This is a genomic window from Streptomyces sp. NPDC026672, assembly GCF_040638185.1.
In the GTDB taxonomy this organism is placed as follows: Bacteria; Actinomycetota; Actinomycetes; order Streptomycetales; family Streptomycetaceae; genus Streptomyces.
On record NZ_JBEZXS010000030.1, the window covers coordinates 42542 to 67184 of the forward strand.

The 24643-nt window shown below is 72.7% G+C and carries 24 protein-coding genes; 14 read left to right on the forward strand and 10 right to left on the reverse strand.

Annotated elements, in window-relative coordinates; translation table 11 throughout:
* Positions 1 to 85: 85 nt before the first annotated feature.
* Positions 86 to 2173 (forward strand): SpoIIE family protein phosphatase, encoded by a 2088-nt coding sequence (locus AB0F77_RS29675; protein ID WP_361954752.1) that lies wholly within the window; start codon positions 86 to 88, stop codon positions 2171 to 2173.
* An 83-nt stretch (positions 2174 to 2256) separates the two neighbouring features.
* Positions 2257 to 3120, forward strand: a complete 864-nt coding sequence (locus AB0F77_RS29680; protein ID WP_361954753.1) for a DNA-formamidopyrimidine glycosylase family protein — start codon at positions 2257 to 2259, stop codon at positions 3118 to 3120.
* 21 nt (positions 3121 to 3141) lie between these two features.
* Here the strand turns inward: AB0F77_RS29680 and AB0F77_RS29685 are convergent, their stop codons facing one another.
* The 3 genes from AB0F77_RS29685 to AB0F77_RS29695 form a co-directional block, all read right to left on the reverse strand.
* Complete coding sequence (locus AB0F77_RS29685; protein ID WP_361954754.1) at positions 3142 to 3801, reverse strand: zf-HC2 domain-containing protein; 660 nt, start codon at positions 3799 to 3801, stop codon at positions 3142 to 3144.
* Between the two features lie 153 nt (positions 3802 to 3954).
* A complete protein-coding gene (locus tag AB0F77_RS29690; protein WP_361954755.1) occupies positions 3955 to 4467 on the reverse strand; it encodes a hypothetical protein in 513 nt (170 codons plus the stop codon).
* A gap of 136 nt (positions 4468 to 4603) precedes the next feature.
* Positions 4604 to 5152 carry a sigma-70 family RNA polymerase sigma factor gene (locus AB0F77_RS29695; protein WP_361954756.1) on the reverse strand — a complete coding sequence of 183 codons (549 nt, stop codon included), beginning with the start codon at positions 5150 to 5152 and terminating at the stop codon, positions 4604 to 4606.
* A gap of 228 nt (positions 5153 to 5380) precedes the next feature.
* Between AB0F77_RS29695 and AB0F77_RS29700 the strand changes: the two genes are divergently transcribed.
* Positions 5381 to 6526: a CapA family protein gene (locus tag AB0F77_RS29700; protein ID WP_361954757.1), complete on the forward strand. Its 1146-nt coding sequence runs from the start codon at positions 5381 to 5383 to the stop codon at positions 6524 to 6526.
* A gap of 58 nt (positions 6527 to 6584) precedes the next feature.
* Here the strand turns inward: AB0F77_RS29700 and AB0F77_RS29705 are convergent, their stop codons facing one another.
* The gene (locus AB0F77_RS29705; protein ID WP_361954758.1) at positions 6585 to 7997 is read right to left on the reverse strand and encodes an amino acid permease; all 1413 of its coding nucleotides are present in this window, start codon (positions 7995 to 7997) and stop codon (positions 6585 to 6587) included.
* A gap of 103 nt (positions 7998 to 8100) precedes the next feature.
* Positions 8101 to 8571 (reverse strand): universal stress protein, encoded by a 471-nt coding sequence (locus AB0F77_RS29710; RefSeq protein WP_361954759.1) that lies wholly within the window; start codon positions 8569 to 8571, stop codon positions 8101 to 8103.
* 154 nt (positions 8572 to 8725) lie between these two features.
* Between AB0F77_RS29710 and AB0F77_RS29715 the strand changes: the two genes are divergently transcribed.
* Complete coding sequence (locus AB0F77_RS29715; protein WP_361954760.1) at positions 8726 to 9565, forward strand: polysaccharide deacetylase family protein; 840 nt, start codon at positions 8726 to 8728, stop codon at positions 9563 to 9565.
* A gap of 30 nt (positions 9566 to 9595) precedes the next feature.
* Here AB0F77_RS29715 and AB0F77_RS29720 read toward each other — a convergent pair whose 3' ends face one another.
* Positions 9596 to 10267 (reverse strand): class F sortase, encoded by a 672-nt coding sequence (locus AB0F77_RS29720; RefSeq protein WP_361954761.1) that lies wholly within the window; start codon positions 10265 to 10267, stop codon positions 9596 to 9598.
* Between the two features lie 333 nt (positions 10268 to 10600).
* Here AB0F77_RS29720 and AB0F77_RS29725 point away from each other — a divergent pair, with 333 nt between their 5' ends.
* Complete coding sequence (locus AB0F77_RS29725; RefSeq protein ID WP_361954762.1) at positions 10601 to 11398, forward strand: hypothetical protein; 798 nt, start codon at positions 10601 to 10603, stop codon at positions 11396 to 11398.
* Between the two features lie 109 nt (positions 11399 to 11507).
* On the opposite strand, the gene AB0F77_RS29730 is transcribed toward AB0F77_RS29725, so the two are convergent.
* The 3 genes from AB0F77_RS29730 to AB0F77_RS29740 all read right to left on the reverse strand — a co-directional run bounded on the left by AB0F77_RS29730 (position 11508) and on the right by AB0F77_RS29740 (position 13223).
* Positions 11508 to 12056: a hypothetical protein gene (locus AB0F77_RS29730; protein WP_361954763.1), complete on the reverse strand. Its 549-nt coding sequence runs from the start codon at positions 12054 to 12056 to the stop codon at positions 11508 to 11510.
* A 174-nt stretch (positions 12057 to 12230) separates the two neighbouring features.
* Positions 12231 to 12995 (reverse strand): hypothetical protein, encoded by a 765-nt coding sequence (locus AB0F77_RS29735; protein WP_361954764.1) that lies wholly within the window; start codon positions 12993 to 12995, stop codon positions 12231 to 12233.
* Positions 12996 to 13094: 99 nt separating this feature from the next.
* Positions 13095 to 13223, reverse strand: a complete 129-nt coding sequence (locus AB0F77_RS29740; protein WP_361954765.1) for a hypothetical protein — start codon at positions 13221 to 13223, stop codon at positions 13095 to 13097.
* 265 nt (positions 13224 to 13488) lie between these two features.
* Here AB0F77_RS29740 and AB0F77_RS29745 point away from each other — a divergent pair, with 265 nt between their 5' ends.
* The 4 genes from AB0F77_RS29745 to AB0F77_RS29760 all read left to right on the forward strand — a co-directional run bounded on the left by AB0F77_RS29745 (position 13489) and on the right by AB0F77_RS29760 (position 18163).
* The gene (locus AB0F77_RS29745) at positions 13489 to 13770 is read left to right on the forward strand and encodes a hypothetical protein (protein ID WP_361954766.1); all 282 of its coding nucleotides are present in this window, start codon (positions 13489 to 13491) and stop codon (positions 13768 to 13770) included.
* 222 nt (positions 13771 to 13992) lie between these two features.
* The gene (locus tag AB0F77_RS29750; protein WP_361954814.1) at positions 13993 to 14925 is read left to right on the forward strand and encodes an SCO0930 family lipoprotein; all 933 of its coding nucleotides are present in this window, start codon (positions 13993 to 13995) and stop codon (positions 14923 to 14925) included.
* A gap of 284 nt (positions 14926 to 15209) precedes the next feature.
* Entirely contained in the window at positions 15210 to 16022 is an 813-nt protein-coding gene (locus tag AB0F77_RS29755) for an SAM-dependent methyltransferase (protein ID WP_361954767.1), read from the forward strand.
* Complete coding sequence (locus AB0F77_RS29760; RefSeq protein ID WP_361954768.1) at positions 16019 to 18163, forward strand: EAL domain-containing protein; 2145 nt, start codon at positions 16019 to 16021, stop codon at positions 18161 to 18163. Before AB0F77_RS29755 ends, AB0F77_RS29760 begins: the two co-directional genes overlap by 4 nt.
* A 192-nt stretch (positions 18164 to 18355) precedes the next feature.
* Here the strand turns inward: AB0F77_RS29760 and AB0F77_RS29765 are convergent, their stop codons facing one another.
* Positions 18356 to 19240 carry a LysR substrate-binding domain-containing protein gene (locus tag AB0F77_RS29765; RefSeq protein ID WP_361954769.1) on the reverse strand — a complete coding sequence of 295 codons (885 nt, stop codon included), beginning with the start codon at positions 19238 to 19240 and terminating at the stop codon, positions 18356 to 18358.
* A gap of 120 nt (positions 19241 to 19360) precedes the next feature.
* Here AB0F77_RS29765 and AB0F77_RS29770 point away from each other — a divergent pair, with 120 nt between their 5' ends.
* The 5 genes from AB0F77_RS29770 (at position 19361) to AB0F77_RS29790 (ending at position 24619) form a co-directional block, all read left to right on the forward strand.
* The gene (locus AB0F77_RS29770; RefSeq protein WP_361954815.1) at positions 19361 to 20032 is read left to right on the forward strand and encodes a succinate dehydrogenase; all 672 of its coding nucleotides are present in this window, start codon (positions 19361 to 19363) and stop codon (positions 20030 to 20032) included.
* 2 nt (positions 20033 to 20034) lie between these two features.
* Positions 20035 to 21984, forward strand: a complete 1950-nt coding sequence (locus tag AB0F77_RS29775; protein ID WP_361954770.1) for a fumarate reductase/succinate dehydrogenase flavoprotein subunit — start codon at positions 20035 to 20037, stop codon at positions 21982 to 21984.
* Entirely contained in the window at positions 21981 to 22730 is a 750-nt protein-coding gene (locus AB0F77_RS29780; protein WP_361954771.1) for a succinate dehydrogenase/fumarate reductase iron-sulfur subunit, read from the forward strand. The genes AB0F77_RS29775 and AB0F77_RS29780 overlap by 4 nt, the downstream gene beginning before the upstream one ends.
* A 246-nt stretch (positions 22731 to 22976) precedes the next feature.
* Positions 22977 to 23750, forward strand: coding sequence for a GNAT family N-acyltransferase (locus tag AB0F77_RS29785; protein WP_361954772.1), 774 nt, complete (start codon positions 22977 to 22979; stop codon positions 23748 to 23750).
* Positions 23750 to 24619 (forward strand): lysophospholipid acyltransferase family protein, encoded by an 870-nt coding sequence (locus AB0F77_RS29790; protein ID WP_361954773.1) that lies wholly within the window; start codon positions 23750 to 23752, stop codon positions 24617 to 24619. The genes AB0F77_RS29785 and AB0F77_RS29790 overlap by 1 nt, the downstream gene beginning before the upstream one ends.
* Positions 24620 to 24643: the final 24 nt, after the last annotated feature.

The window sequence follows — 24643 nt, forward strand, 5'->3', positions numbered from 1 at the left end:
GTCGTGCTCCCGTCTCCATTGTGCTGTCACCCGTACGGCCCCCGCAGCGGTCGAAGAATCCGGCGAATGCTGGCAAGGTGGCCCCATGGCTGATCGGGGAGCGACCGCCTTGGCAGTCCCGGACGACTGGCCCGCCCACCCGGACCCGATCCTGGCGCTCAACCGCATGGGCACCTTCGACTGGGACCTGGACGCCGGACTGTTCCACATGGACGCCCGCGCGTACGAGGTGTTCGACCTCCTCCCCGAGGAGTACGACGGCCGCCCCGAGAGCCTCGCGATCCGGGTACCCCCGCTGGAGGGCAGCCGCCTCGACGCCGTCGTCTCCCGGGCCATCAAGGACGGCAGCGAGAACTACGGCGCCTACTTCCGCATCCGCCGCCGCGACGGCAGCCCCCGCTGGACCCACGCCCAGGGCTACATCCGCCGGGACGCGACCGGCCGGCCGCGCCGGATCATCGGCATCCTCCGCGACGCCACCCAGGAGCTCGCCGACAGCGACGCCCGCAGCCTGCGGGCCGCCCAGGACGAGGCGTTCCGCCAGCAGACCAACGTCGTGCAGATCATCACGGCGGCCCTCTCGCACGCCCGCAGTGTCCAGGACGTCATCGACGTCCTCAAGGACACCCACGGCGTGCGCCACCTCGGCGCCGCCAGCCTGGTGATGGGCCTGGTCGAGGCCGGCCGCATCCGGCTGGTCGCCGAGGGGCCCGAGGGCAGCTTCGTGCCCGGCACCCGCGTCACCCGCATCGACGAGCCGTACCCCATGAGCGAGGTCGTGCGCACCCTCAGCCCGCGCTTCATCGAGTCACCGGAGGAGTTCGCCGGGGGCTATCCGATCCTGTGGCCGCACATCACCGGCCTGGACATCACCTCCGCCGCCTATCTGCCGCTCATCGCGCAGGCCCGGCCCATCGGCGCCATGGGCCTGCTCTACAGCGACCGGCGCGGCTTCTCGGCGGAGGAGCGGGCCGTGCTCGTCGCCCTCGGCAGCAGCATCGCGCAGAGCCTCCAGCGCGCCATGCTCTACGAGCAGGAGAAGGACCTCGCCCAGGGGCTCCAGCAGGCGATGCTGCCGCGCACCATCCCCAGCGTGCGCGGCGCCGACGTCGCCGTCCGCTACCGCGCCGGCTCCGCCGCGGGCTCCCTCGGCCGGGACATCGGCGGCGACTGGTACGACCTCATCCCGCTGCCCGGGGGCCGGGTCGGCGCGGTGATCGGCGACGTCCAGGGGCACGACACCCACGCGGCCGCCGTCATGGGCCAGCTGCGCATCGTGCTGCGCGCCTACGCCGCCGAGGGCCACACCCCGGCCACCGTGATGGCCCGCGCCTCCGTCTTCCTGCACGAACTCGACACCGACCGCTTCGCGACCTGCCTGTACGCGGAGGCCGACCTCGCCACCGGAGTGGTGCAGGTGGTCCGGGCCGGACACATCGACCCGATGGTCCGGCACGCCGGCGGGGGCTGCCACCGCGTCCCGGTCGAGGGCGGGCTGCCGCTCGGTCTGTCCGCCGAGTTCGGACGGCTCGAATACCCCGTCGGCACGCTCGAACTCGATCCCGGCCAGACCCTGCTGCTGTGCACCGACGGCCTCGTCGAGCAGCCGGGCGCCGACCTCGACGACGGCATGCGCACCCTGGCCTCGCTCATCGCCGGGGGCCCGGACGACGTCCGTGACCTCGCCGACCGGCTGATCGACGTGGCCGAGGCGCGCGGCGGGGACGACGACGTGGCCCTGCTCCTGCTGCGCCGGCGCGGCCCGGACTCGGTCCGGGCCGGCGGCCGGCTCCAGCAGCACGTGGCGCCCGGCGACCCCGAGGCGCTCACCCTGGCCCGGCACATGGTCCGCGCCACCGTCCGCGCGTGGGGCGCCCGAAGCCGGGCCGACGAGATCGAGCTGGCCGCCGACGAACTGATCACCAACGCGCTGATGCACACGGAGGGCTCCGCCGTCGTCACGCTCCGGGCGCTCGGCGGCGGCGACTCCCGGCTGCGCGTCGAGGTCGAGGACTCCTCCAGCGCCCTGCCGCGCCGCCGCGACGCGGGGGAGTCCGGGGTCTCCGGGCGCGGTCTGCTGCTGGTCGACCGGCTCGCCGACGGCTGGGGCGTGGAGGCGCGCGGCGGCGGCAAGTGCGTCTGGTGCGAGTTCCTCCTCCCGCGGCGGCCCTGACGCCGTCCGCGGTGCCGCGGATCGATACGGCCCCGCGCCCCTCCGGGACGCCGTCCGACCGCGGCGGGTGGCACTCTGGGGACATGCCGGAACTGCCCGAGGTGGCGGCGCTCAGGGACTTCCTGACCGAGAACCTGGTCGGTCACGAGGTCGTCCGGGTGCTGCCCGTGGCGATCAGCGTCCTGAAGACGTACGACCCGCCGGTCACCGCGGTCGAGGGCCACGAGGTCACGGCCGTGCACCGGCACGGCAAGTTCCTGGACCTGGAGACCGGCGGCGGGCCGCACCTCGTCGCCCATCTGGCCCGCGCGGGCTGGCTGCACTGGCGCGACCGGCTCCCGGACGGCCCGCCCCGACCCGGCAAGGGCCCCCTCGCCCTCCGGGTCGCCCTGGAGACCGGCGCGGGCTTCGACCTCACCGAGGCCGGCACGCAGAAACGCCTCGCGGTGTACGTCGTGCACGACCCGCTGGAGGTCCCCGGCGTCGCCCGACTGGGCCCCGACCCGCTCGCCGCCGACTTCGACGCGGACCGCCTGGCCGCCCTGCTGAAGGACGAGCGCCGCCGGCTGAAGGGCGCCCTGCGCGACCAGAGCCTGATCGCCGGGGTGGGCAACGCGTACAGCGACGAGATCCTGCACGCGGCGAAGATGTCCCCGTTCAAGATCGCCGGTTCCCTCGACCCCGAGGAGGTCCGCACCCTCCACCGGGCGCTGCGCGACACGCTCACGGAGGCCGTGGAGCGCTCCCGGGGCGTGGCCGCCGGGCGGCTGAAGGCGGAGAAGAAGGGCGGCCTGCGGGTGCACGGCCGCACCGGAGAGCCCTGCCCGGTGTGCGGGGACACGATCCGCGAGGTGTCCTTCAGCGACTCCTCGCTCCAGTACTGCCCGACCTGCCAGACGGGCGGCAGGCCGCTGGCGGACCGCAGGATGTCCCGGCTGCTGAAGTGACGGCCGCCCGGCGGCGCCGGGTCAGCGGGCGGGGATCGTGACCAGGCGCTCGCCGTCGGAACTGCGCACCTCGTAGCGCGCGATCTCCTCGGGATGCATCGCCGAGCCGCCCGTCATGGTGTTGGTCCCGCCCGCTCCGGTGCGCACGGTCCAGCTGGTGACGACCTGCTCCGACCCGTCCCGTCCGACGGCGACGAGCCGGCACGAGCGGGGACCCGCCGCGTCCTTCACGGTCAGCTCCACATCGGTGCCGTAGTGCTCGTCCTGCGTCCTGACCTGCGCCCACACCCCCGATCCCGGGTCGGTCGCCGCGGTGACCCGCGCCTGCGGGGCGGCGTGCCCGGACGCGGCGTACACGGCGATCCCGGGGCCCGCCACGGCGAACACCACGGAGGCCGCGAGCCCGTACAGCAGCCGGCGTCTGCGTGCCCGGTGGCGGGCGGTCACCTCGCCGAGCAGCCGGTCCAGGAGCCGGGGACCGGGCTGGGGCATGGGGTGGACGGAGCGCGGCGTGGCCCGCCGGTACAGCAGCAACTGCCGTGCCGTGGGGCCGAATTCGGTCACGAGGGCCGAACAGTCGGGGCACTCCATGAGGTGGTCCTCGAAGCGGAACGCCTCCGCCTCGTCCAGCACGCCGAGCGCGTACGCGCCGACGTCGCGATGCCTTTCCTGGGACCTCATGCCGAATCCTCGTGCCGTAGGGTGTGGGTGGGATCACTCCTTGCTCCCACCGGTACGCACGAGGCCGCCGAATCACTCAAGCCACACGCAGAATCGCAACCAGGCGATTCGGAGCGGCCCGCCGGGCGGATTGGTCCCGGCCCGGAAAAGGTGTCAGAAAAGATGGATCGCCAGGTGCCCGAGGGGCAGTCCGAGCCGCCAGGCGGGGGTCCACACCTTCGGCCCGTCGTCCTCGCCGACCACCGCGGCACCGCCCGGCACGGCGTCCAGGTCGGGGGCGAGCAGCTCGGTCTCGCGCAGCCAGCGCCAGGTCCTCGCGGCCAGATCCAGGTCGGGCGAGGGGGCGTCGGCCGGGACGCCCGCGGCGAGTTCGGCCATCCGCTCGCGCACCCAGTCCTGCCAGGGCTGGTCGTACGCCGTCAGCGACAGCCAGGTCTCCAGCTGTGAGACGACCCGGATGCCGGACAGCTCGCCGTCGGTGTCGGAGAGGAAGATGGTGAGGGCCAGCGCGTCCCGGCCGGCCCGGAACTCGAAGGACGTGGGCGGCATCAGGTCGCCGGTCCGCAGCAGTTCGTCGGCGATGTACTCGGCGTAGAGCCAGGCCATGGGGACGGTGAGTTCACCGCCGCCGGTGCCGTCCGTGCTCTCTCGACCTGTGTGCAGCATCCCTTCCTGCCTTCCTCCGGTGCGTGCGCGTCGCCCGTACCCGAGCCGCCGGTGCGGAACACGGATGAAGACAGCTGATGGCCCAACCATGGTCGTCAGCAAGGCGCTTTGCGAAGCCTTGACCCGGCCTTCGGTTTCACCGCAGGTCGGCCGCATAGCCCGGAAGCACCCGGCGCAGCGCACGCAGCGCGTAGTACGCGCGGGACTTCACCGTACCGGGCGGAATCCCCAGCGCCTCGGCGGCCTCCGCCACACTCGCCCCCTGGAAGTACACGAGCACCAGGACTTCGCGGTGCTCCGGAGTGAGAGTCTTCACAGCCTCGCGGACGTCGAGGGTGGCGGCCGAGCGCTCGGCGTGGTCGGCGCAGACCCGGGCGCTCTCCAGGATCGCGTCCCCGACCTCCGGCGGCCGTGCCTGCCGGGCCCGCCGCGCGTCGATGGCGAGCCGCCGGCCCACGGTCATCAGCCAGGGCCGTACGGAGGCGAAGTCGTCGGCGCGCAGCGCCTCGGGGTGCTGCCAGGCGCGTACGAGGGTCTCCTGCACGAGGTCCTCGGCGCGCTGGCGGTCCCCGTCGCACAGGCGCAGCAGCAGCGCGAAGAGGGGGCGTCCGTGCTCGCGCTGGAGTGCGGCGAGCTCGTGCTCGGCGGTCGTCGTCCCGCGGGCGAGGGTGGTTCCGGCCGTCATGGCCGTATGGCATCGCAGGGCGCGCCGGTGGGACAGGGCGCGCACAGGGATCTGCGGCGGACGGTCGATCGCGTCGGCGAACGGTACGACGAACGGTCCGTCAGGTCCCGTCGACGACACCGGACGGGTTAATGAGCGGGCTGTGACTGTTTGCGACGGCGGCCAGATTCGTACCCATGTGGTCATAAAAGTGGCCGTCCGTATATACGACAACTCTGGGGTGAGTTGATGATCGCACGCAGACGACAGGTGGCCCTGGCCCTCACCGCCCTCCTCGCGGCGGCCGCCGCCTGCCAGGCCGACAACCGCGGGGGAACCGCCCCCGCACCCGCCGCCCCCGCGGCCCACGGCTTCACCCTCGTCGCCTCCGGCGACGTCCTGCCCGACACCTCCGTGCTGGAACGCGCGAGGTTCGACGCGGCCGGCGGCGGCTACGACTTCCGCCCCATGCTCGCCGGCGTCGCACCCGTCGTCCGCGCCGCCGACGTGGCCCTGTGCCACATGGAGACCCCGTACGGCACGGACGGCGCCTACAGCGGCTACCCCCTCTACAAGTCCCCACCGCAGATCGCCGCGGCCCTCGCCGCCACCGGCTACGACGGCTGCTCCACCGCCTCCGAGCACACCCTGGACGACGGCGCGAACGGCATCGGACGCACCCTGGACGCCCTGGACCGGGCCGGCGTACGGCACGCGGGCAGCGCCCGCACCGAGCAGGAGGCCGGCACCGTCACCCTCCTCCAGGCCGGCCCCGCGAAGGTCGCGCACCTCGCCTACAGCTACAGCACCGACGGCAACCCGCTGCCGCCCGGACAGCCCTGGGCCGTCAACGCGATCGAGGAGAGCCGCATCGTCGCCGACGCCCGCGCCGCCCGCCGGGCCGGCGCCGACGTCGTCGTGGTCTCCCTGCACTGGGGCACCGCCTGGCAGGACGCCCCCAACCAGGGGCAGCTCACCCTCGCCCAGCGGCTCACCGCCTCCCGCACCGGCGACCGCCCCGACATCGACCTGATCCTCGGCACCCACGCCCACGTCCCGCAGGCGTACGAGAAGGTCAACGGCACCTGGGTCGTCTACGGCATGGGCGACCAGATCGCCGGCCAGATGTTCAGCGCCCCCGGCGTCCAGGACCCGCGCGGCAACCAGTCCACCCTCGGCCGCTTCACCTTCGCCCCGCCCGCCCGGCCCGGCGCCCGCTGGGAGGTCACCCGCGCCGAGTTCGTCCCGCAGCTCTACGACCTCGACGCCGGCCGGGTCGTCGACGTCAACGCGGCGATGGCGAACGGCGCCGAGCTGACCGGGGTCCGCAACCGCATCCGGGACATGGCCCTCAGCCGGGGAGGTGCCAAGGACGGCCTGGTCATGGGCCGCTGACGGGACGGGCACCGACGGGCGCGCAAGGGCGCGGCGGGCGCCGGCCGGGCGCGGACCGTCAGCGCCCGGCCAGCGCCGACCTGCGGTACGAGTAGCCGAAGTAGACGACGCACCCGACCACGAACCACACCGCGAACCGCACCCACGTCTGCCACTGGAGGAACGTGATCAGCCAGATCGAGAAGACGATCCCCAGCGCCGGCACGAACGGCATCCACGGGGTGCGGAAGGCGCGCGGCAGGTCGGGCTGCCGGTAGCGCAGCACGATCACCGCCGCGCACACCACCACGAACGCCAGCAGGATGCCGATGTTGGTCAGCTCGGCCGCTTCGCCGATCGGCAGGAACCCGGCGATGGCGGCCGACGCCACCCCCACGATCCACGTCACCCGGGTCGGCACGTGCCGGGTCGGGTGCGTCTTCGCGAACCAGCGGGGCAGCAGCCCGTCCCGCGACATGGAGAACCACACCCGGGTCACACCCAGCATGAACGTGAACATCACCGTGAGGATGCCGATGATCGCGCCCACCGCGATCACGTCCGCCAGCCCGCTCAGGCCCACCGACTTGAACGCGGTGGAGAAGCCGCTCTCCGGGTCGATGTCCCGGTAGTTCTGCATGCCGGTCAGCACCAGGCAGGCCGCCACGTACAGCACCATCGAGATCGCCAGCGAGTAGATGATCGCCCTCGGCATGTGCCGCTGGGCGTCCCGCGACTCCTCGGCCGCCGTCGACATGGCGTCGTACCCGAAGACCGCGAAGAACACCGTCGCCGCGCCCGTGAACGCCCCGCCGACACCGAACGGGAAGAAGGGGTGGTAGTTCGCCGTGGTGATGTGGAAGACGCCGACCCCGATCACCAGCAGCACCACCAGGACCTTCAGTACGACGACGGTCGTCTCGAAGCGGGCCGCGGTGCGGATGCCCAGGTTGAGCAGCCAGGCGATCAGCAGGCACAGGAGCGCCGCGAACAGGTCCACCCGGTGCCCGCCGCCGGTGCCCGGGGCACCCAGCATCCACGCCGGCAGGTCCGCGCCCGCCTCCTCGACCAGGAAGCCGAAGTACCCGGAGATGCCGATGGCGACCACCGCCACGATCGCCGTGTACTCGAGGAGCAGGTCCCAGCCGATGAACCAGCCCGCGAACTCGCCGAGCACCGCGTAGCCGTAGGTGTAGGCCGAGCCCGCCTTCGGGATGAGGCCCGCGAACTCCGCGTACGACAGGGCGGCCGCCGCGCTCGCGACACCGGCGATCAGGAACGAGACGAGCACCGCCGGCCCCGCCGTCCCGTTGGCGACCGTGCCCGCCAGCGTGAAGATGCCCGCGCCGATGATGCCGCCCACGCCGATCGCCGTCAGCTGCCACAGCCCGAGCGACCGTTCGAGCCGGGGCCCCTCACCGACCTCGGTGTCCTCGATGTGTGCGAGGGGTTTGCGGCGGAGAACACCCTCACCCATACGGAGCCCGGCCATACGCCTCACCTCTTCGCCATCGGCAAACGGCTGACGGCGGATCATGATGGCTCAGCCCCGTGCGGGAGGGAAGACGCCACGCACGGACCGGCGCGGCGCCCCGCTACGGCACCACCGTCACCGGCCAGCGGCCCGCCTTGACCAGGCGGATCGCCACCGAGCCGATGATGCGGTGCCCGGCCTGCTCGGACGCGCCCACCACGACCGCGTCCGCCTTCAGCTCGTCCGCCGCCCGCACCAGCCCGTTGTAGGGGTCGCCGCGGAACGTGTGGAACTCCCAGCGCACGTCGAATATCCCCTTGACCCGCTCGGTCGCCTCCCGGATGTGACCGATCAGCTCCTCGGCGATCTCGTCCGTCGTCTCCGCCACCGGCGCCCCGAGCGCCGCCCCGGCCGCGAGCACCGGCTGCACGTACACGATCGCCAGCAGCGCGTGCTGCCGCCGCGCGAGCCCCCCGGCGTACGACGCGGCCCGCAGCGACGAATCCGAGCCGTCCACCCCCACCAGGACGACCTTGGGGCCGTCCGTGCCCCGCTCGAACCCCTGCGCGTGCTGTCCCTGCTGATCCGTCACGGCGGTGAGGCTATCGGAATCCGTCGTTCCTGCTCCCGCCCGGGAAAGGCCGACCGGGCCGGTCGTGCCCCGCGCTGGGCCGAGTGGGTGCATTCCGGTCGGCGCACCGGTGTCTGAGTGGTGCGCCGGTGCCTCAGGGGGCGACTGATGGGTCATGCAGAAGGATCAGTTGTTCACGCGGCGCCGGGTGCTGTTCGCCGGCGCCGCCGCGGCGGGGGCGGCGAGCACCGCCGGACTTCTCCTGGCGGACACCGAGAAGCGCGCCCCCGCCCGGCCGGCCGTACCGGCCGCGGGAGCGCCGGCGCGGCCCCCGCTCGACGCCAACGCCTACCGGCTGCGGCCCGTGGCCGGTGACGTCCCGGCGCGCGCCCTGCCCGGACGCACGCCCGTACGGCGCGAGCCGATCCTGCGGATGTCCGGCGCCGGCCGCCACATGCTGCTCACCTTCGACGACGGCCCCGACCCGGACTTCACCCCGCACGTCCTGGACACCCTCGCCCGCCACGACGTCCGCGCCACCTTCTTCGTGTGCGGAGAGATGGCCGACTGGAACCGGGACCTGCTCGCCCGGATGGCCGACGAGGGCCACGTCGTCGGCAACCACACCTGGTCCCACCCCCAGCTCAACCTGCTGAAGCGCGGCCGCATCCGCGACGAGATGGAACGCACCAGCGACGTCGTCGAGAAGGCGTACGGCGACCGCCCCCAGTGGTTCCGCGCCCCCTACGGCGCCTGGAACCGCGCGGTCTTCCAGCTCGGCGCGGAGATGGGGATGGAGCCGCTGGCCTGGACGGTCGACAGCCTCGACTGGACCGTGCCCGGCACCCGCACCATCATCGACCGGATCGAGGACGGCGCCGCCCCCGGTGTCGTGGTGCTCTCCCACGACGCCGGGGGCGACCGCTCCCAGACCGTCAGCGCGCTGCGCCGCTATCTGCCCCGGCTCCTCGACGACGGCTACCACCTCACCGTCCCCCGGCGCCGGCTCGCCTGACCGCCGCCCTCCCGGCCGGCCGGGGCACGCTCAGCGGACCCCGGCCAGCCGGGCGAAGACGACGACGTTCCCGTCGTAGCCGTTCTGCTTGGAGAAGCCCCCGCCGCAGGTGATGACCCGCAGCTCGGGCGTGCCCTTGGAGCCGTAGACGCGGTCGCCGGGGAAGTTCTCCTTCGAGAAGACCTCGATGCCGTAGATCTCGAACACGGCGGTCCTCCCGTCCTTGCGCCGGACCTCGACCTTGTTGCCCTTCTTGAGGGAGCCGAGGCCGTAGAACACCGCCGGGCCCGACTGGTTGTCGACGTGTCCGACGACCACCGCCGTGCCCTTCTCACCGGGCGAGACCGCGCCGGTGAACCAGCCCGCCAGGTTCGGGTCCTCCGGCGGCGGCGCGGCGACCCAGCCGTCCGTGTCCAGACCGACGGGCATCACGGGCGCGTCCACCTGGATCGACGGGATCGTGACCCGCTCGGCCGCCGAGAACGGCAGCGACTGCGGCGATCCGGCGAACGTCGAACCCGGTACGGTGCTCTCCGCGGCGGCGGCCTGCGCCGGCTGCGGGGGCCCCATGTCGAACTCCCCGGAACCATTGCGGATGAGCGCGAGACCGGTCAGCAGGACCAGCGCTATCACGCCCCACGGGGCGCGCTTGCGCCGCCGCTCCTCCGCCTCGGCGAGCTCGGGCAGCACGGACGCAACCATTCGCCATCCCTTCTCGACACGGCCGCAGCCGCGTCCTTCGCGCATACGAGAACGCTAAGTCCCCGTCCCGTCCTCGGCGACGGGGGAGGGGGCGAACGGGTGGCCCGCGGCGCTTTTGGTGCGCCATCCGAGTTGCCGCCGAGAGGAATTTTTCTGACGGTCCGTGACCTGCGGCAATATCCGATTGTGCGGTCGTCGCACCGTGTGTCCGCTCACCAGGACGGACCATTCTCGACATGCGGGCGTGTTCCGGGCACCCGAGGGTCGTCCCGGGAGGTGCTTTCTCGCCGATAGACCGGGACCGGACCCGGGGTGCCTCCCGCGGAGGATCACATGGGAAACACACGCGCCCTGGCGGCCGCGGCCCTCGCGGTCACCGCCCTCGGGCTCACCGCACCGGTGGCCGCGGCCGACGGCATGGGCAACGGGGGCGGTCCGAGCAGCACCGATCTGGGCGGCGTCGCCGTCGCCCCGGGGGGCGGTGTCGGTGGTGTCGGCGGTGTCGGGGGCATCGGTGGTGTCGGTGGTGTCGGTGGTGTGGGAGGCATCGGCATCGGTGGCATCGGCGGGTTCAACAACAACGGCTTCAACAACGGGTTCAACAACGGCTTCAACCAGGGCAACAACAACGGCTTCAACAACAACAACGGGTTCGGGAACAACAACAACGGTTTCCACCCGGGCAACAACAACGGGAACGGGAACAACAACGGGAACAACAACGGAAACTTCCCGCGGAACATCTCGGCCGAGCCCGGTGTGCTCGCCGCCGGCGGCCGGCTGACCGTGACCGTGGACGGCTGCCGGGGCGGCGGCACCGCGTCCTCCCGCGCCTTCGAGACCATCTCCCTCACCCCGCTCCGCGACAACGACGACACCGCGCGCGGAGTGGCGATCATCGACAACGACGCCAGGCCCGGCCAGTACGACATCACCGTCAACTGCGACGGCCGCACCCTGACCCGGCCCAACGCCTTCACGGTGCTCGGTGGCGTCCACGGCGGCCTCGGCGGCAGCACGATCTCTGGCGCGACCCCGACCGACGTGGCCATCGGCGGCGGACTCGTCGCCTCCGCGGTGGTCGGCGGCGGTGTGTTCCTGTTGCGCCGCCGCCACGAGAAGCGGATCTGAGCCGACGGCTCCGGCACCGCTCCTTGCGTCCCCGTACCGTCCCCGACCGTCCTTCGCCCCGGCCCCTGAGGGAACGGGGCGAAGGGCTGTCCCACGCCGGTCGCCACGGCTACGCGTCGTCGCCCGCGCGGCGGCGGGCGATGTGGTACGCGACCGCCACCGACCCCGCCACCAGCCCCGTCCCGAGGCCGATCTCCTTCAGGTCGAAGTCCCCGGTGCTGCCGCCGCCCTCGCCGGCCTGCACCGCCCCGGGGACCTGCTGGATCCGCGCGGTCGCCGGGGCGCCGCTCGGCAGGGGGCCGTCGGCGATCCTGAGGTCCGTCGAACCGCTGGCCCCGTCGCAGCTGAACGTCACCCGGTCCGTGGTGCCCGCCCGTACGTCCCCGTCGACGGTCACCGTCGTGGACGTGCCCCCCGGCGGGATGCGGACCGTGTCGAAGACGCCGGAGGTGACCGTCGCACCGCCCGCGCAGCCGCCGTCGCGGTCCAGACGCAGGGTCACCCTGCCGCCCGCGGCCACGGTCGCGGGCTCCACCCGGAAGCCGAACGGGGTCACGTCGTGACCGGCGTCGCTGTCGTCCGCGACGGCGGCGGGCGCGGACAGGACGAGGGCGGTGGCGCCGAGCAGTACGGCCGGGGCGACGCGTATCGCGCGCATGGACTTTCCCTCCGGTCCCCGAGGAGCGGCCGCGGACCTCTTCCGCCAGTGCCGGAATGCACCTCGGTGTTCCGAACGTAGGAAGACACGCCGAGCGGCGCGATCCCTGTAGCGCGAACGGGTCAATCCGCGGGGCCGCCCGGGTGACGCCGCCCCCGCGGTGGTCGGCGGCGGTCAGCCTCCCGCGTGCGGGAAGAGCAGGAGGAACGGCTCAGGCGTGGCCGCGATGCCCCGGCTGTAGGGGGCGTCGAAGTCCCAGATCAGGAACAGCATGAACACGATCGTCGTGGCGAACAGCCCGGCGAGGACCAACTCCCGCCGGGTGCGCCGGATCTGGAGCGCGAACACCATGCCCACGGTGATGACGGCCCCGCCGACCAGCCCGAACCACACCACGGTCGGCATGGTCGCCCCGGTCGAGTCGGCGCGGGCGCTGCGCGCCTGGTCCACCGCGGCCACCTGGTCCACCAGCGGCTGGTACGCCTGCGCCTCGAAGTCCGAGCGGGGCTCGTAGTCGGTGACGTCCTGGCGGAGGCGGCCGAGCAGCCGGGCGCCGGCCGGGGTCAGCCGGTCCTCGCGGGTCATCGTCCGCCACTCCGTGCCCACCACGTGTCCGACGTAGGCGTCGACGTCGGCGCGGATCGTGTCGCGGACGGCCGGCGGATAGACCCGGACCCGCTCCGAGATCTCGTGCAGCGCCTGGGCCTCCGCCTGCACCTGGTCCTGGGCGGCGCTGCGCGCCTCCCACACCCCGGCGATCGCCAGGCCCAGGACGATCGCGTAGACGACGCCGATCCACATCGTCATGTACTCGATGACGTCCGGGGTCTCGCTGGGGTCGTCGTCCTCCGACGCGGAGCGGTGGCGCAGGAAGGCGAGGCCCACCACCATGGCGCAGGTGGCGAGCACCGCGAGGACGAGAACAAGCCAATTCGACAACAGGTACCTCCGTGGGCGAACGGGTCGGTGGAAACGGCGGAAAGCGCCGGAAACGCTGGAAAACGCTGGAAGGGGGGAGAACGGTGGACCGGGGCGGCGTCAGCGTGGGCGCAGTGCGGCCACGGCGACGATCGCGGGTACGGCGACGAGCAGGACGTAGGTCACCGGGGAGGTGCGCTCATGGACCGGGGCGCTGGCCGGTTTCGGCTGGTGACGCGGGTAGTGCACCCGGGTGGGCGTGGGGGTGGGGTCGGCTTCGGGACGGGGCGCGGGGCGTGGCCGTTCGGGTGCCGGTGCGGGTGCCGGCTTCGGGGGCGGGGTGGGTGCAGGGGGTGGCGGAGGCGGTGGGACCGCCTCGCGCGGGGGCGCGGGCCGCGGCGGTGGCGGCGGTGGAGGGGGCGGTTCGGGGGTGGGCCTCGGCGGCGGGGGAGGTGGGGGAGTGGGTGTCGGGGGAGGCGACGGTGGAGGTGGTGGGGGAGGCGGCGGTGGGGGAGTGGGTTTCGGTGTGGGCGTCGGCGTGGGTCTCGGGCAGATCGGCGGGGTCGGCCAGGAGCCGCCGGCGACGGCCACCGCGGTGATGCCGCCGGGTCCCGTCGAGGCGTACGCGCAGGCGTCGGCGGTCGCCGTGCCCACCGGGCAGCCCACCAGGGCCCACGTCAGTGCGGCCAGGGCCAGCACCCGTGTGACCGGCGGGAATCGGGTCGATGCGGGTCCATGCACGACGGAGATCCTGGAGCGCCCGGACGCACGCCACGCCGGACAGGTGCGGGATTGACCCCATGGGGTGACGTCCTGCGCGCGCCGACTTGACCCGCGGTGTGCGGGAAGTGACGGCGGTGAACGGACGTGCCGGGAGTGCCTTGTGGGACGTCGGCGGCACATGGGCCGGAAAAAAACTTCCGGCACCGTTGAACACGCTGCCCCGCCCGGTCGTACCCAGTGTCGTGCGGCGGCGAGCAGGCGGCTGCAACATCCAGGCGATAATGGGGAGTTGACGATGAAGACCTCCTGGCGGACCGCCTCATTGGTGGTGACGGCCGCTTCGGTGCTGGCCCTGACCACCGCATGCGGTCAGGAGAACGCCGCCACCCAGTCGTCGGCGGCCCAGAACGTCGGCGCGCCCGCCGCGGCCGGCGACTACGGTTCGGCGGACGGGTACGGCGGCACCGGCCAGGCGGCGGCGCCGACCGACGCGAGCCCGGCGGGCAAGCTGACCGTGGCCACGAACGCCCAGTTGGGCAAGGTGCTGACCGACGAGGCCGGTCTCACCCTCTACCGCTTCGACGCGGACACCGCCAACCCGCCCAAGTCCAACTGCGACGGCGACTGCAAGACCGCCTGGCCGCCGGTGCCCGCGGACGACGCCTCGGCCGGCGCCGGCATCGACAAGTCCCTGCTGGGCGAGGTCACCCGTTCCGACGGCACCAAGCAGCTGACCGTCGGCGACTGGCCCGTCTACCGGTACGCCAAGGACCTCAACGCCGGTGACGTCAACGGCCAGGGCGTGGGCGGCAAGTGGTTCGCGGCGGCACCCGACGGCAAGAAGGCCCTCAAGGCTGACCTGCCGGGCCTGTCCACCCGCAACGACCCCAAGCTCGGCGAGATCGTCATCGACAAGAACGGCATGACGGTCTACCGCTTCCTCAAGGACAAGGCGTGGCCCGACCCGGTCTCGAACTGCCTCGGGGACTGCCTGGTGAAGTGGCCGGCCGTCGCCCCGGTGGACGCGAACGACACCAAGGGCGTGGAGAAGAAGGGCCTGATGGGCTTCACCCGCCCCGACGGCACCAAGCAGATGACGGTGGACTGCTGGCCGATCTACACCTTCTCCGGCGACTCGGCCCCCGGTGACACCAACGGCCAGGGCGTCGGCGGCACCTGGTACGCCGTGGCCCCCGACGGCAAGCCGGTCGGCGCCCCCAAGAAGTAGGCCCCGGCCCGCGGTTCGACCGCCTGCCTCCCCCCCCCTCATGGGTCCGCCCCCTCCGTAGCGTACGGAGGGGGCGGACCCATGACGTCGTCCGCCCGCAGGGCCGGGGTCGCGACCAGGGGCGATGCCCTTCTGTTCGCCCCACCGCACGGCCGACGGAGACCGGTTGCGACCGGGAACGGACGGTCAATTTCCGTTTCGGGTCGCTCCATTGGCGGACGATCAGTAGCCTCTGCTCGAACACCGGATCGCCTGACGCTGTCGCCTACGGCTTGGAGAGGTACATGGAGCGTCCCGCCTGGGCTCCACGGAGCATCGACATCTCGGTGCCGAGCGTCTCGCGCATCTACGACTTCTACCTGGGCGGTTCGCACAACTTCGAGGTCGACCGCGAAGCGGCCCGCAGGGCCATGGAGTTCATGCCGGGGCTGCCGAGGATCATGCGGGCGAACCGCGCCTTCCTCAGCCGGGCGGTGCGCTTCGCGGTGGCCGAGGGCGTCACGCAGTTCCTCGACATCGGCTCCGGCATCCCGACGTTCGGCAACGTCCACGAGGTCGCGCGGGCCGAACTGCCCGGCACCCGCGTGGTGTACGTCGACCACGACCCGGTGGCGGTCGCCCACGGCCAGGCGGTGCTGGAGGGCGACGAGGACACGGACGTGGTCGCCGCCGACCTCCGCAAGCCGCACGAGATCCTCTCCAGCCCCGAGGTCGCACGTCTCATCGACCTGAATCGGCCAGTGGCGCTGCTTCTCGTTGCCATACTGCACTTCGTGGAAGACGCGGACGACCCGTACGGAGCGGTGGCGGAACTGGGCGAGGCACTCGCGCCCGGCAGCCTGCTGGTCCTCACGCACGCCTCGTACGAGGGGATTCCCGTGCCGCCGGAGCGGGCCGAGGGCGCGGTCGACGTGTACAAGGACATCCGCAACCCGCTGATCATGCGCTCGCGCGAGGAGATCGCGCGGTTCTTCGAGGGGTACGACATGGTGGAACCCGGGCTGGTGCCGATGCCGCACTGGCGGCCGCAGACGGCGCCGGAGGACGAGGACCCGTATGCCTTCTCCGGGTTCGCCGGCGTGGGACGGGCGGCGTGAGCGCGGAAGCGGACGGGCCCCAGGACAGAGTGCGCCGGTTCGCCACGATCTGGAGCCGGGCCGTGTACCCGGTGGCCTCGACGGCGCTGACACGTGCCGAGTTCGAGGAGCGGCTCCTGCCGCTCGCGCAGCGGCTGAACGAGGCCCTGCACCGGCGCGTCCTCGACCCCGACGGGGCGAAGGCGGTCGGCGCGGCCCTGGTCGACGCGCACTGCACCGACCCCGAGGCGCTCAGCCGCACCCTGGACTGCGTGGACGCCTATCTGGTGCTCTACTGCGGAGGGGAGGGCCCGCAGGACGAACTGCGGGTGCGTGCCTCGCGGCTCCAGCACGCCATGGCCGCCGGGTTCGCGCAGTCGCTGCGGGCGCGGACCCTGGTCGAGCAGGAGGCCGTCGCGCAGGCCGCGCTGCGGGCGCAGGGCGTGGTCGCGCAGGCGCTGCACGCGAGCGAGGCCCGCTTCCGCGCGGTGTTCGAGGGCGCGGCGATAGGGATCGGCATCGCCGACCTCGACGGCAACGTGCTCCAGGTCAACGGGGCGCTGCTGCGCATGTTCGGCCTCTCCGAGCAGGCGTTCCGGGGCCGCCGCGTCACGGACTGGCGGCACCCGGACGACTCGCCGCACACCTGGCGGCTCTACGACGAACTGGTGCGCGGCGACCGCGAGCACTACCACGTGGAGAAGGCGTTCAACCGCACCGACGGAACGGTTCTGTGGACCAATCTGACGGTCTCCCTGCTGCGTGACGCGGACGGCGACCCGCAGTACCAGCTGGCGCTGATGGAGGACACCACCGAGCGGCGGCTGCTCAATCTGCGGCTGCGCTACGAGGCCACGCACGACGCGCTCACCGGACTGCCCAACCGCACGCTGTTCTTCGAACGCCTGGAGAAGGTGCTGGCCGCGGGCGAGGGCCAGCGGTTCGGGCTGTGCTACCTCGACCTGGACGGGTTCAAGACCGTCAACGACAGCCTCGGCCACTCGGCCGGCGACCGGCTGCTGGTGGAGGTCGCCGACCGGCTCCAGTCCTGCACGACGGCGCCCGGCGAGATGGTCGCCCGGCTCGGCGGTGACGAGTTCGTGGCGCTGACCACGGGGCCCGGCACCGAGCGCGCGGTCGACGAACTCGCCGAGCGCATCATGAACTCCCTCGTCACGCCCGTCAGCATCGACGGCCGGGAACTCCTGGTTCGCGGCAGCATCGGCATCGTCGAGGGGCCGGCGGGCGAGCGCACCGCGGCCGAGGTGCTGCGCAGCGCCGACATCACGATGTACCGGGCCAAGTCGGCGGGCGGCAACCGCTCGGAGCTGGCCGACCCGGAGGCCGACGCCCGCGCGATCACCCGGCACGGACTGACCACGGCGCTGCCCGCGGCCCTGGACCGGGGGGAGTTCTTCATCGAGTACCAGCCGCTCGTGCACCTCGGCGACGGGAGCGTGCGGGGCGCGGAGGCACTGGTGCGGTGGCTGCATCCGCAGCACGGGGTGCTCGGGCCGGACCGTTTCATCCCGCTGGCCGAACACACCGGTCTCATCGTGCCGTTGGGGCGCTGGGTGCTGGAGCAGTCGGTGCGCCAGGCGCGGGAGTGGCGGGAACGTCACGGCGAGCGGGTGGCCGGCGCTCCGCTGCGCATCAACGTCAATCTGTCGCCGTGCCAGCTCACCCACCCCGGGCTGGTGCAGGACACGGTGGAGATCCTGGAGCGGGCGGGGCTCTCGCCGGACGCGCTGTGCCTGGAGGTCACCGAGTCCGCGCTGATCGGTGCCGACGACGACCTCCTCAAGCCGCTGCGGCGGCTCGCGGAGATGGGTGTCGACATCGCCCTCGACGACTTCGGCACGGGCTACTCCAACCTGGCCAATCTCCGTCGGCTGCCGGTGAGCGTCCTCAAGCTGGACCGTTCCTTCACCCAGAGCATGCAGCGCTTCCCGGCGGACCCGGTCGACCTCAAGATCGTGGAAGGTATCGTTTCTCTTGCCCACAGCCTGGACCTCGCGGTCACGGTCGAGGGCGTCGAGACCGGCGCCCAGGCCGAGCAACTGCGCATCCTGGGCTGCGACACGGCCCAGGGCTGGTACTACGCCCGCCCGGGCCCCCCGGACCGCCTCCACGACCTGGCCCTGATCGACGCCATAGGCTGACCGCCGGTTCAGCCGTCTTCGTCCGCGGGTGCGCTGTGGTCGCTCGCGCAGTTCCCCGCGCCCCTTCGGGGCGCCCCCGAGCCGAACGCCCCCGAAGGGGCGCGGGGAACTGCGCGACAAGCCACGACGAAGCCGCATCCGACGGACGGCATGACGTGGCACGTCGGACGTCGTGGGCCCCCGGCGCAAGGGTCAGCTGGTCAGGAGCATGTGCTGGAGTTCCCTCGCGGCCCTCGGCGGAGCCACATCGCTGCGGTGGGCCAGCGCGATCGTGCGCTCGAGACCCGGGCGGGCCAGCGGAGTGACCCGCAGGCCCCGGCCCGAGCGCGTCGCGACCATGCGCGGCACCACCGCGATGCCGAGCCCCGCCCGCACGAACCCCAGCACCGCGTCCATCTCGCCGCCCTCCACCGCGAACGCCGGCTCGAAGCCCTCCGCCCGGCACGCGGCCACGGTCAGCTCCCGCAGGTCGTAGCCGTGCCGGAACATCACCAGGCGCTCGCCCTCCAGATCGGCGACCCGCACCTCGCGGCCGCCCCGGCCCGGCGGCGGCGCCTCCGGCGACGACACCACCACCAGGTCCTCGCGCAGCAGCTCCACCGTGGTCAGCGCGGGCGCCGGCGTCGGCAGGGGCAGCACGATCAGCGCCAGGTCGAGCGCGCCGCGCGCGAGTTCCCGTACGAGATCGTGCGAGCCGCCCTCCTCGACCAGCAGCCGGATGCCGGGATAGCGGTCGTGGAAGGCGCGCAGCACGTCCGGCAGCAGCCCCGTGCACAGGCTCGGGGTCGCGCCCAGCCGGACCCGCCCGCTGCGCAGCTGCGCCAGCTCCTGCACCTCGTGCCGTGCCGTGTCCGCGTCGGCGAGGATCCGCCGGGCCAGCGGCAGCAGCGCCTCGCCCGCGTCGGTCAGCGTGATGTTGCCCCGGGCGCGCAGGAACAGGTCCGCCCCCAGTTCCCGCTCCAGGGCCTTGATCTGCTGGGACAGCGACGGTTGCGCGACATGGACCAGGTCCGCGGCCCGGGTGAAGTGCCGGGTCTCGGCGACCGCCACGAAGTACTGGAGCTGCTGGAACTGCACCCGGCCAGCATAGCCCCCGCCTATCGAAACCAGGCAGACCATGTCTTGGACCGATAGGGCCGTTCGGCCCTAGCGTGCTGACCCATGGCACTGGCAACGCGGACGGACCGGCGGCCGTCCATGGCGCGCACGATGTGGGACAGCTCCGTCGGCAAGAAGACCGTGATGGCGGTCAGCGGGCTGATCATGCTGGCGTACCTGGTCGTCCACATGATCGGCAATCTGAAGATCTACTTCGGCGCGGGCGAGTTCAACCACTACGCCCACTGGCTGCGCACCATCGGCGAACCGTTCATGCACTACGAGTGGACGCTGTGGATCATCCGCGTCGTCCTGGTCGTCGCCGTGGTCGCCCACGCGACCTCCGCCTACCAGCTCAGCCGCCGCGACCTGCGGGCACGGCCCAGCAAGTACGTGCACCGCAAGGCGCGGGCCACCTACGCCACGCGCACCATGCGCTGGGGCGGGATCATCCTCGGCCTGTTCGTCGTCTGGCACATCCTGGACCTCACCACCGGCACCGTGCACTCCGGCGGCTTCCAGGAGGGCCACCCGTACCAGAACGTCGTGGACACCTTCTCCACCTGGTACGGCAACGTCATCTACATCGTCGCGATGCTGGCCCTCGGCCTGCACGTGCGGCACGGCTTCTGGAGCGCCGCCCAGACGCTCGGCGTCGGCAGCCGCACCCGCGACCGCGCCCTGAAGACCGTCGCCGACGTCCTCGCGCTGCTGCTCACGGCCGGTTTCATCGCCGTACCCGTGGGCGTCATGACCGGAGTGGTGAGCTAGACATGACTTCCTTCACGGACTACCCGACCGGTGCGCCCCTCGCCGACGCCAAGGCGCCCTCCGGACCCGTCGCCGAGCGCTGGGACAAGCGCCGCTTCGAGGCCAGGCTGGTCAACCCCGCCAACCGCCGCAAGCACACGGTGATCATCGTCGGCACCGGCCTCGCGGGCGGCTCCGCGGGTGCCACCCTCGCCGAACAGGGCTACCACGTCGTCCAGTTCTGCTACCAGGACTCCCCGCGCCGCGCCCACTCGATCGCCGCGCAGGGCGGCATCAACGCCGCCAAGAACTACCGCAACGACGGCGACTCCGTGCACCGGCTGTTCTACGACACCGTCAAGGGCGGCGACTTCCGTGCCCGCGAGTCCAACGTGCACCGCCTGGCGCAGATCTCCGTCGAGATCATCGACCAGTGCGTGGCGCAGGGCGTGCCCTTCGCCCGCGAGTACGGCGGCCTGCTCGACACCCGCTCCTTCGGCGGCGTCCAGGTCTCCCGGACCTTCTACGCCCGCGGCCAGACGGGCCAGCAACTGCTGCTCGGCGCCTACCAGGCGCTGTCCCGGCAGATCGCCGCGGGCAACGTGGAGATGCACCCGCGCACCGAGATGCTCGACCTCCTCGTGGTCGACGGCCGGGCCCGCGGCATCGTGGCCCGGGACCTGATCACGGGCAAGATCGACACCTACTTCGCGGACGCGGTCGTCCTCGCCAGCGGCGGCTACGGCAACGTCTTCTACCTGTCGACGAACGCCATGAACTCCAACGCCACCGCGATCTGGCGGGCGCACCGGCGCGGCGCCTACTTCGCCAACCCCTGCTTCACCCAGATCCACCCCACCTGCATCCCGCGCACCGGCGACCACCAGTCCAAGCTGACGCTGATGAGCGAGTCGCTGCGCAACGACGGCCGCATCTGGGTACCGAAGGCCAAGGGCGACACCCGCCCGCCCCACCGCATCCCCGAGGACGAGCGCGACTACTACCTGGAGCGCATCTACCCGTCCTTCGGCAACCTCGTCCCGCGCGACATCGCCTCCCGCGCCGCCAAGAACGTCTGCGACGAGGGCCGCGGAGTGGGCCCCGGCGGCCAGGGCGTCTACCTGGACTTCGCGGACGCCATCGGACGGATGGGCCGGGGGGCCGTGGAGGCCAGGTACGGCAACCTCTTCGACATGTACCAGCGGATCACCGACGAGGATCCGTACGAGGTGCCCATGCGCATCTACCCCGCCGTGCACTACACGATGGGCGGCCTGTGGGTCGACTACGACCTCCAGACCACCGTCCCCGGCCTGTTCGCGATCGGCGAGGCCAACTTCTCGGACCACGGCGCCAACCGCCTCGGTGCCTCCGCCCTCATGCAGGGCCTCGCCGACGGCTACTTCGTGCTCCCGGCCACCGTCAACGACTACCTGGCCCGCAACCCCCACCAGGAGCCGGTCACCGTCGAACACCCCGCCGTCCAGGAGGTGCTGGCCGAGACCGAGGACCGGCTCAGGCTGCTGCTCGCCGTCGACGGCGACCGCACCCCCGACTCGTTCCACCGCGAACTCGGCGAACTCATGTGGGAGTTCTGCGGCATGGCGCGCACCGACGCCGGGCTGCGCAAGGCCCTCGAACGCATCCCGCAGATCCGCGAGGAGTTCTGGCGGCGCATCAAGGTCCCCGGCACCGGCGAGGAGCTCAACCAGTCGCTGGAGAAGGCCAACAGGATCGTCGACTACCTGGAACTGGCCGAACTGATGTGCCTCGACGCGCTGCACCGCGCCGAGTCCTGCGGCGGCCACTTCCGCGAGGAGTCGCAGACCCCCGACGGCGAGGCCGCCCGCGACGACGACGGGTTCACGTACGCGGCCGCCTGGGAGTTCGCGGGCACCGGCGAGGCACCCACCCTGCACAAGGAAGACCTGGTCTTCGAGTACGTCCACCCCACTCAGCGGAGCTACGCATGAAGCTCACCCTGCGCGTCTGGCGGCAGCGCGACGCCGACGCCGAAGGCGCCATGTCCACCTACGAGGTGGACGGCATCTCCTCCGACATGTCCTTCCTGGAGATGCTCGACACGCTCAACGAGGACCTCATCCTCAAGGGCGAGGAACCGGTCGCCTTCGACCACGACTGCCGCGAGGGCATCTGCGGCGCCTGCTCCCTCGTCATCAACGGCGACGCGCACGGCCCCGAGCGCACCACCACCTGCCAGCTGCACATGAGGTCGTTCCGGGACGGCGACACGATCGACGTCGAGCCGTGGCGGGCGGCGGCCTTCCCCGTGGTCAAGGACCTGGTCGTGGACCGGTCCGCGTTCGACCGGATCATCCAGGCCGGCGGCTACATCACCGCGCCGACCGGCTCCGCGCCGGAGGCCCACGCCACACCGGTGCCCAAGCCGGACGCCGACCTCGCGTTCGAGCACGCCGAGTGCATCGGGTGCGGGGCGTGCGTGGCCGCGTGCCCCAACGGGGCGGCGATGCTGTTCACCTCCGCCAAGGTCAACCACCTCAACGTCCTGCCGCAGGGCGCCCCCGAGCGGGAGACCCGGGTGCTCGACATGGTGGCGCAGATGGACGAGGAGGGCTTCGGCGGCTGCACCCTCGCGGGGGAGTGCGCGACCGCCTGCCCCAAGGGCATTCCGCTCATGTCCATCACGAGCATGAACAAGGAGTGGCTGCGGGCCACCCGCAAGGCCGCCAGGAGATAGCGCCGGCCGGCACCACGAGGACGTTCGCCGCGAGGGTGGACGGGCGGGGCCGGGAGGGTGCTCCCCGGCCCCGTCTCCCTCGCCCGGCCGGGCGGGGCGGCGCGGGGGGCGTCGTTCAACATCCCCACATCCGCGCTCCCGGCACAGGTAACGCGCCGGTCAACCGGCGTCGGAAGAACTGGAGCGGCAGACCGGACCGGTGTGCCGACCGTCTCGCCGACCCCGGCCCGTGACCAGGAGAGAGCCATGACCGGCGTATCCACGCTCGACCGTCCGCCACAGCCCGCGGCGCCCGCCCGCTACACCGTCACGCTCGCCCGTGACGAGGCCGACGTGCGCGCCGCGCAGCGCCTGCGGCACGACGTCTTCGCCGGTGAGATGGGCGCCCTGCTGTCCACGCCGCAGCCGGGGCACGACATCGACCCCTTCGACGCGTACTGCGACCACCTGCTGGTCAACGACACCCTCACCGGGCAGGTCGTCGGCACCTACCGGCTGCTTCCGCCGGACCGTGCCGCCGTCGCGGGACGACTCTACTCCGAGGGCGAGTTCGATCTCGGCGCGCTCGACGGAATCCGGCCGGGTCTGGTCGAAGTCGGCCGGTCCTGTGTGCACCCCGACCACCGCGACGGCGCCGTCATCGGACTGATCTGGGCCGGTATCGCCCGCTACATGGTCGACCGCGGCCACGAGTGGCTGGCCGGCTGCTGCTCCGTCCCGCTCGCCGACGGCGGCGCGCTCGCCACCGGCACCTGGGACCGCGTCCGCGACAAGCACCTGGCGCCCGAGGAGTACCGGGTGCGCCCGCTGCTGCCCTGGGTGCCGAACGCCGAGGCACCGGCCGGCCGCACCGAGCTCCCCGCCCTGCTGCGCGGTTATCTGCGGCTCGGCGCCTGGGTGTGCGGCGAGCCCGCCCACGACCCGGACTTCGGGGTCGCCGACCTGTACGTGCTGCTGTCGATGCGCCGGGTCAACCAGCGCTATCTGAAGCACTTCCTCTCGCTCGTGCCCTCGGCCTGATGAGCGTCTGGCTGCCCAGCGCGCCCTGCACCCCGGGGGCGTGCGTCGAAGGGACGGGGCGCGCGGCAGCCCTGCCGCGCGCCGTGCTGCGGCTCACCGCGGTCGTGCTCCTCGTCCTCGCCGGGGTCGTGCTCACCCCGCTCGGCGGGAGGATTCCCGCCGGGCTGGTCGGGCGCTGGAGCCGCGGCGTCGTCCGGGCGGCCGGGGTACGGGTCCGCGTCAGCGGCTCCGCCGCGCTGACCGGGGGACTGCTGCTGGTGGCCAACCACATCTCGTGGCTGGACATCCCGCTGCTCGCCTCGGTGCGGCCCGCGCGGATGCTCGCCAAGACGGAGATCCGGCAGTGGCCCGTCGCCGGCGCGCTGGTCGCCCGCAGCGGTGTCCTGTTCATCGAGCGGGACCGGCTGCGGTCGCTGCCGGAGACGGTCGCCCGGATCGCCGAGGCGCTGCGGGGCGGGGCGGCGGTCGTCGCCTTCCCCGAGGGCAGCACCTGGTGCGGACGGGCGCAGGGCCGCTTCCACCGGGCCGTGTTCCAGGCCGCGCTGGACGCCGGGGCGCCGGTGCAGCCGGTGCGGCTGCACTACCGGGTCGACGGGGGAGCGGCCACGACCGCGCCCGCGTTCGTCGGGGAGGACACGCTGTTCGCGTCGATGTGGCGGGTCGTCACGGCGCGGGGCCTGGTGGCGGAGGTGGAGGTCCTGCCGCAGATCGACCCGGGCGCCCACGCCGACCGCCGGGCCCTCGCCCGCGCGGCGCAGCCGACGACGCCCGATGCGCAGTGGACCCGTTCGGCCCCGGTCACCGACCACCCCCACACCCCCCGCCTGCCGGCCCAGCGCCTCCCCGGCACGAGCCCGGCCCGCCCCTGATCCCGCCCGCCCCTGATCCCGCCC

Excerpts from the sequence above, each read along its gene's own strand:
- AB0F77_RS29675 (WP_361954752.1), top strand. The coding sequence starts at position 86 with ATGGCTGATCGGGGAGCGACCGCCTTGGCAGTCCCGGACGACTGGCCC.
- AB0F77_RS29680 (WP_361954753.1), top strand. The coding sequence starts at position 2,257 with ATGCCGGAACTGCCCGAGGTGGCGGCGCTCAGGGACTTCCTGACCGAG.
- AB0F77_RS29685 (WP_361954754.1), bottom strand. The coding sequence starts at position 3,801 with ATGAGGTCCCAGGAAAGGCATCGCGACGTCGGCGCGTACGCGCTCGGC.
- AB0F77_RS29690 (WP_361954755.1), bottom strand. The coding sequence starts at position 4,467 with ATGCTGCACACAGGTCGAGAGAGCACGGACGGCACCGGCGGCGGTGAA.
- AB0F77_RS29695 (WP_361954756.1), bottom strand. The coding sequence starts at position 5,152 with ATGACGGCCGGAACCACCCTCGCCCGCGGGACGACGACCGCCGAGCAC.
- AB0F77_RS29700 (WP_361954757.1), top strand. The coding sequence starts at position 5,381 with ATGATCGCACGCAGACGACAGGTGGCCCTGGCCCTCACCGCCCTCCTC.
- AB0F77_RS29705 (WP_361954758.1), bottom strand. The coding sequence starts at position 7,997 with ATGGCCGGGCTCCGTATGGGTGAGGGTGTTCTCCGCCGCAAACCCCTC.
- AB0F77_RS29715 (WP_361954760.1), top strand. The coding sequence starts at position 8,726 with ATGCAGAAGGATCAGTTGTTCACGCGGCGCCGGGTGCTGTTCGCCGGC.
- AB0F77_RS29720 (WP_361954761.1), bottom strand. The coding sequence starts at position 10,267 with ATGGTTGCGTCCGTGCTGCCCGAGCTCGCCGAGGCGGAGGAGCGGCGG.
- AB0F77_RS29725 (WP_361954762.1), top strand. The coding sequence starts at position 10,601 with ATGGGAAACACACGCGCCCTGGCGGCCGCGGCCCTCGCGGTCACCGCC.
- AB0F77_RS29730 (WP_361954763.1), bottom strand. The coding sequence starts at position 12,056 with ATGCGCGCGATACGCGTCGCCCCGGCCGTACTGCTCGGCGCCACCGCC.
- AB0F77_RS29750 (WP_361954814.1), top strand. The coding sequence starts at position 13,993 with ATGAAGACCTCCTGGCGGACCGCCTCATTGGTGGTGACGGCCGCTTCG.
- AB0F77_RS29755 (WP_361954767.1), top strand. The coding sequence starts at position 15,210 with ATGGAGCGTCCCGCCTGGGCTCCACGGAGCATCGACATCTCGGTGCCG.
- AB0F77_RS29770 (WP_361954815.1), top strand. The coding sequence starts at position 19,361 with ATGGCGCGCACGATGTGGGACAGCTCCGTCGGCAAGAAGACCGTGATG.
- AB0F77_RS29775 (WP_361954770.1), top strand. The coding sequence starts at position 20,035 with ATGACTTCCTTCACGGACTACCCGACCGGTGCGCCCCTCGCCGACGCC.
- AB0F77_RS29780 (WP_361954771.1), top strand. The coding sequence starts at position 21,981 with ATGAAGCTCACCCTGCGCGTCTGGCGGCAGCGCGACGCCGACGCCGAA.
- AB0F77_RS29785 (WP_361954772.1), top strand. The coding sequence starts at position 22,977 with ATGACCGGCGTATCCACGCTCGACCGTCCGCCACAGCCCGCGGCGCCC.
- AB0F77_RS29790 (WP_361954773.1), top strand. The coding sequence starts at position 23,750 with ATGAGCGTCTGGCTGCCCAGCGCGCCCTGCACCCCGGGGGCGTGCGTC.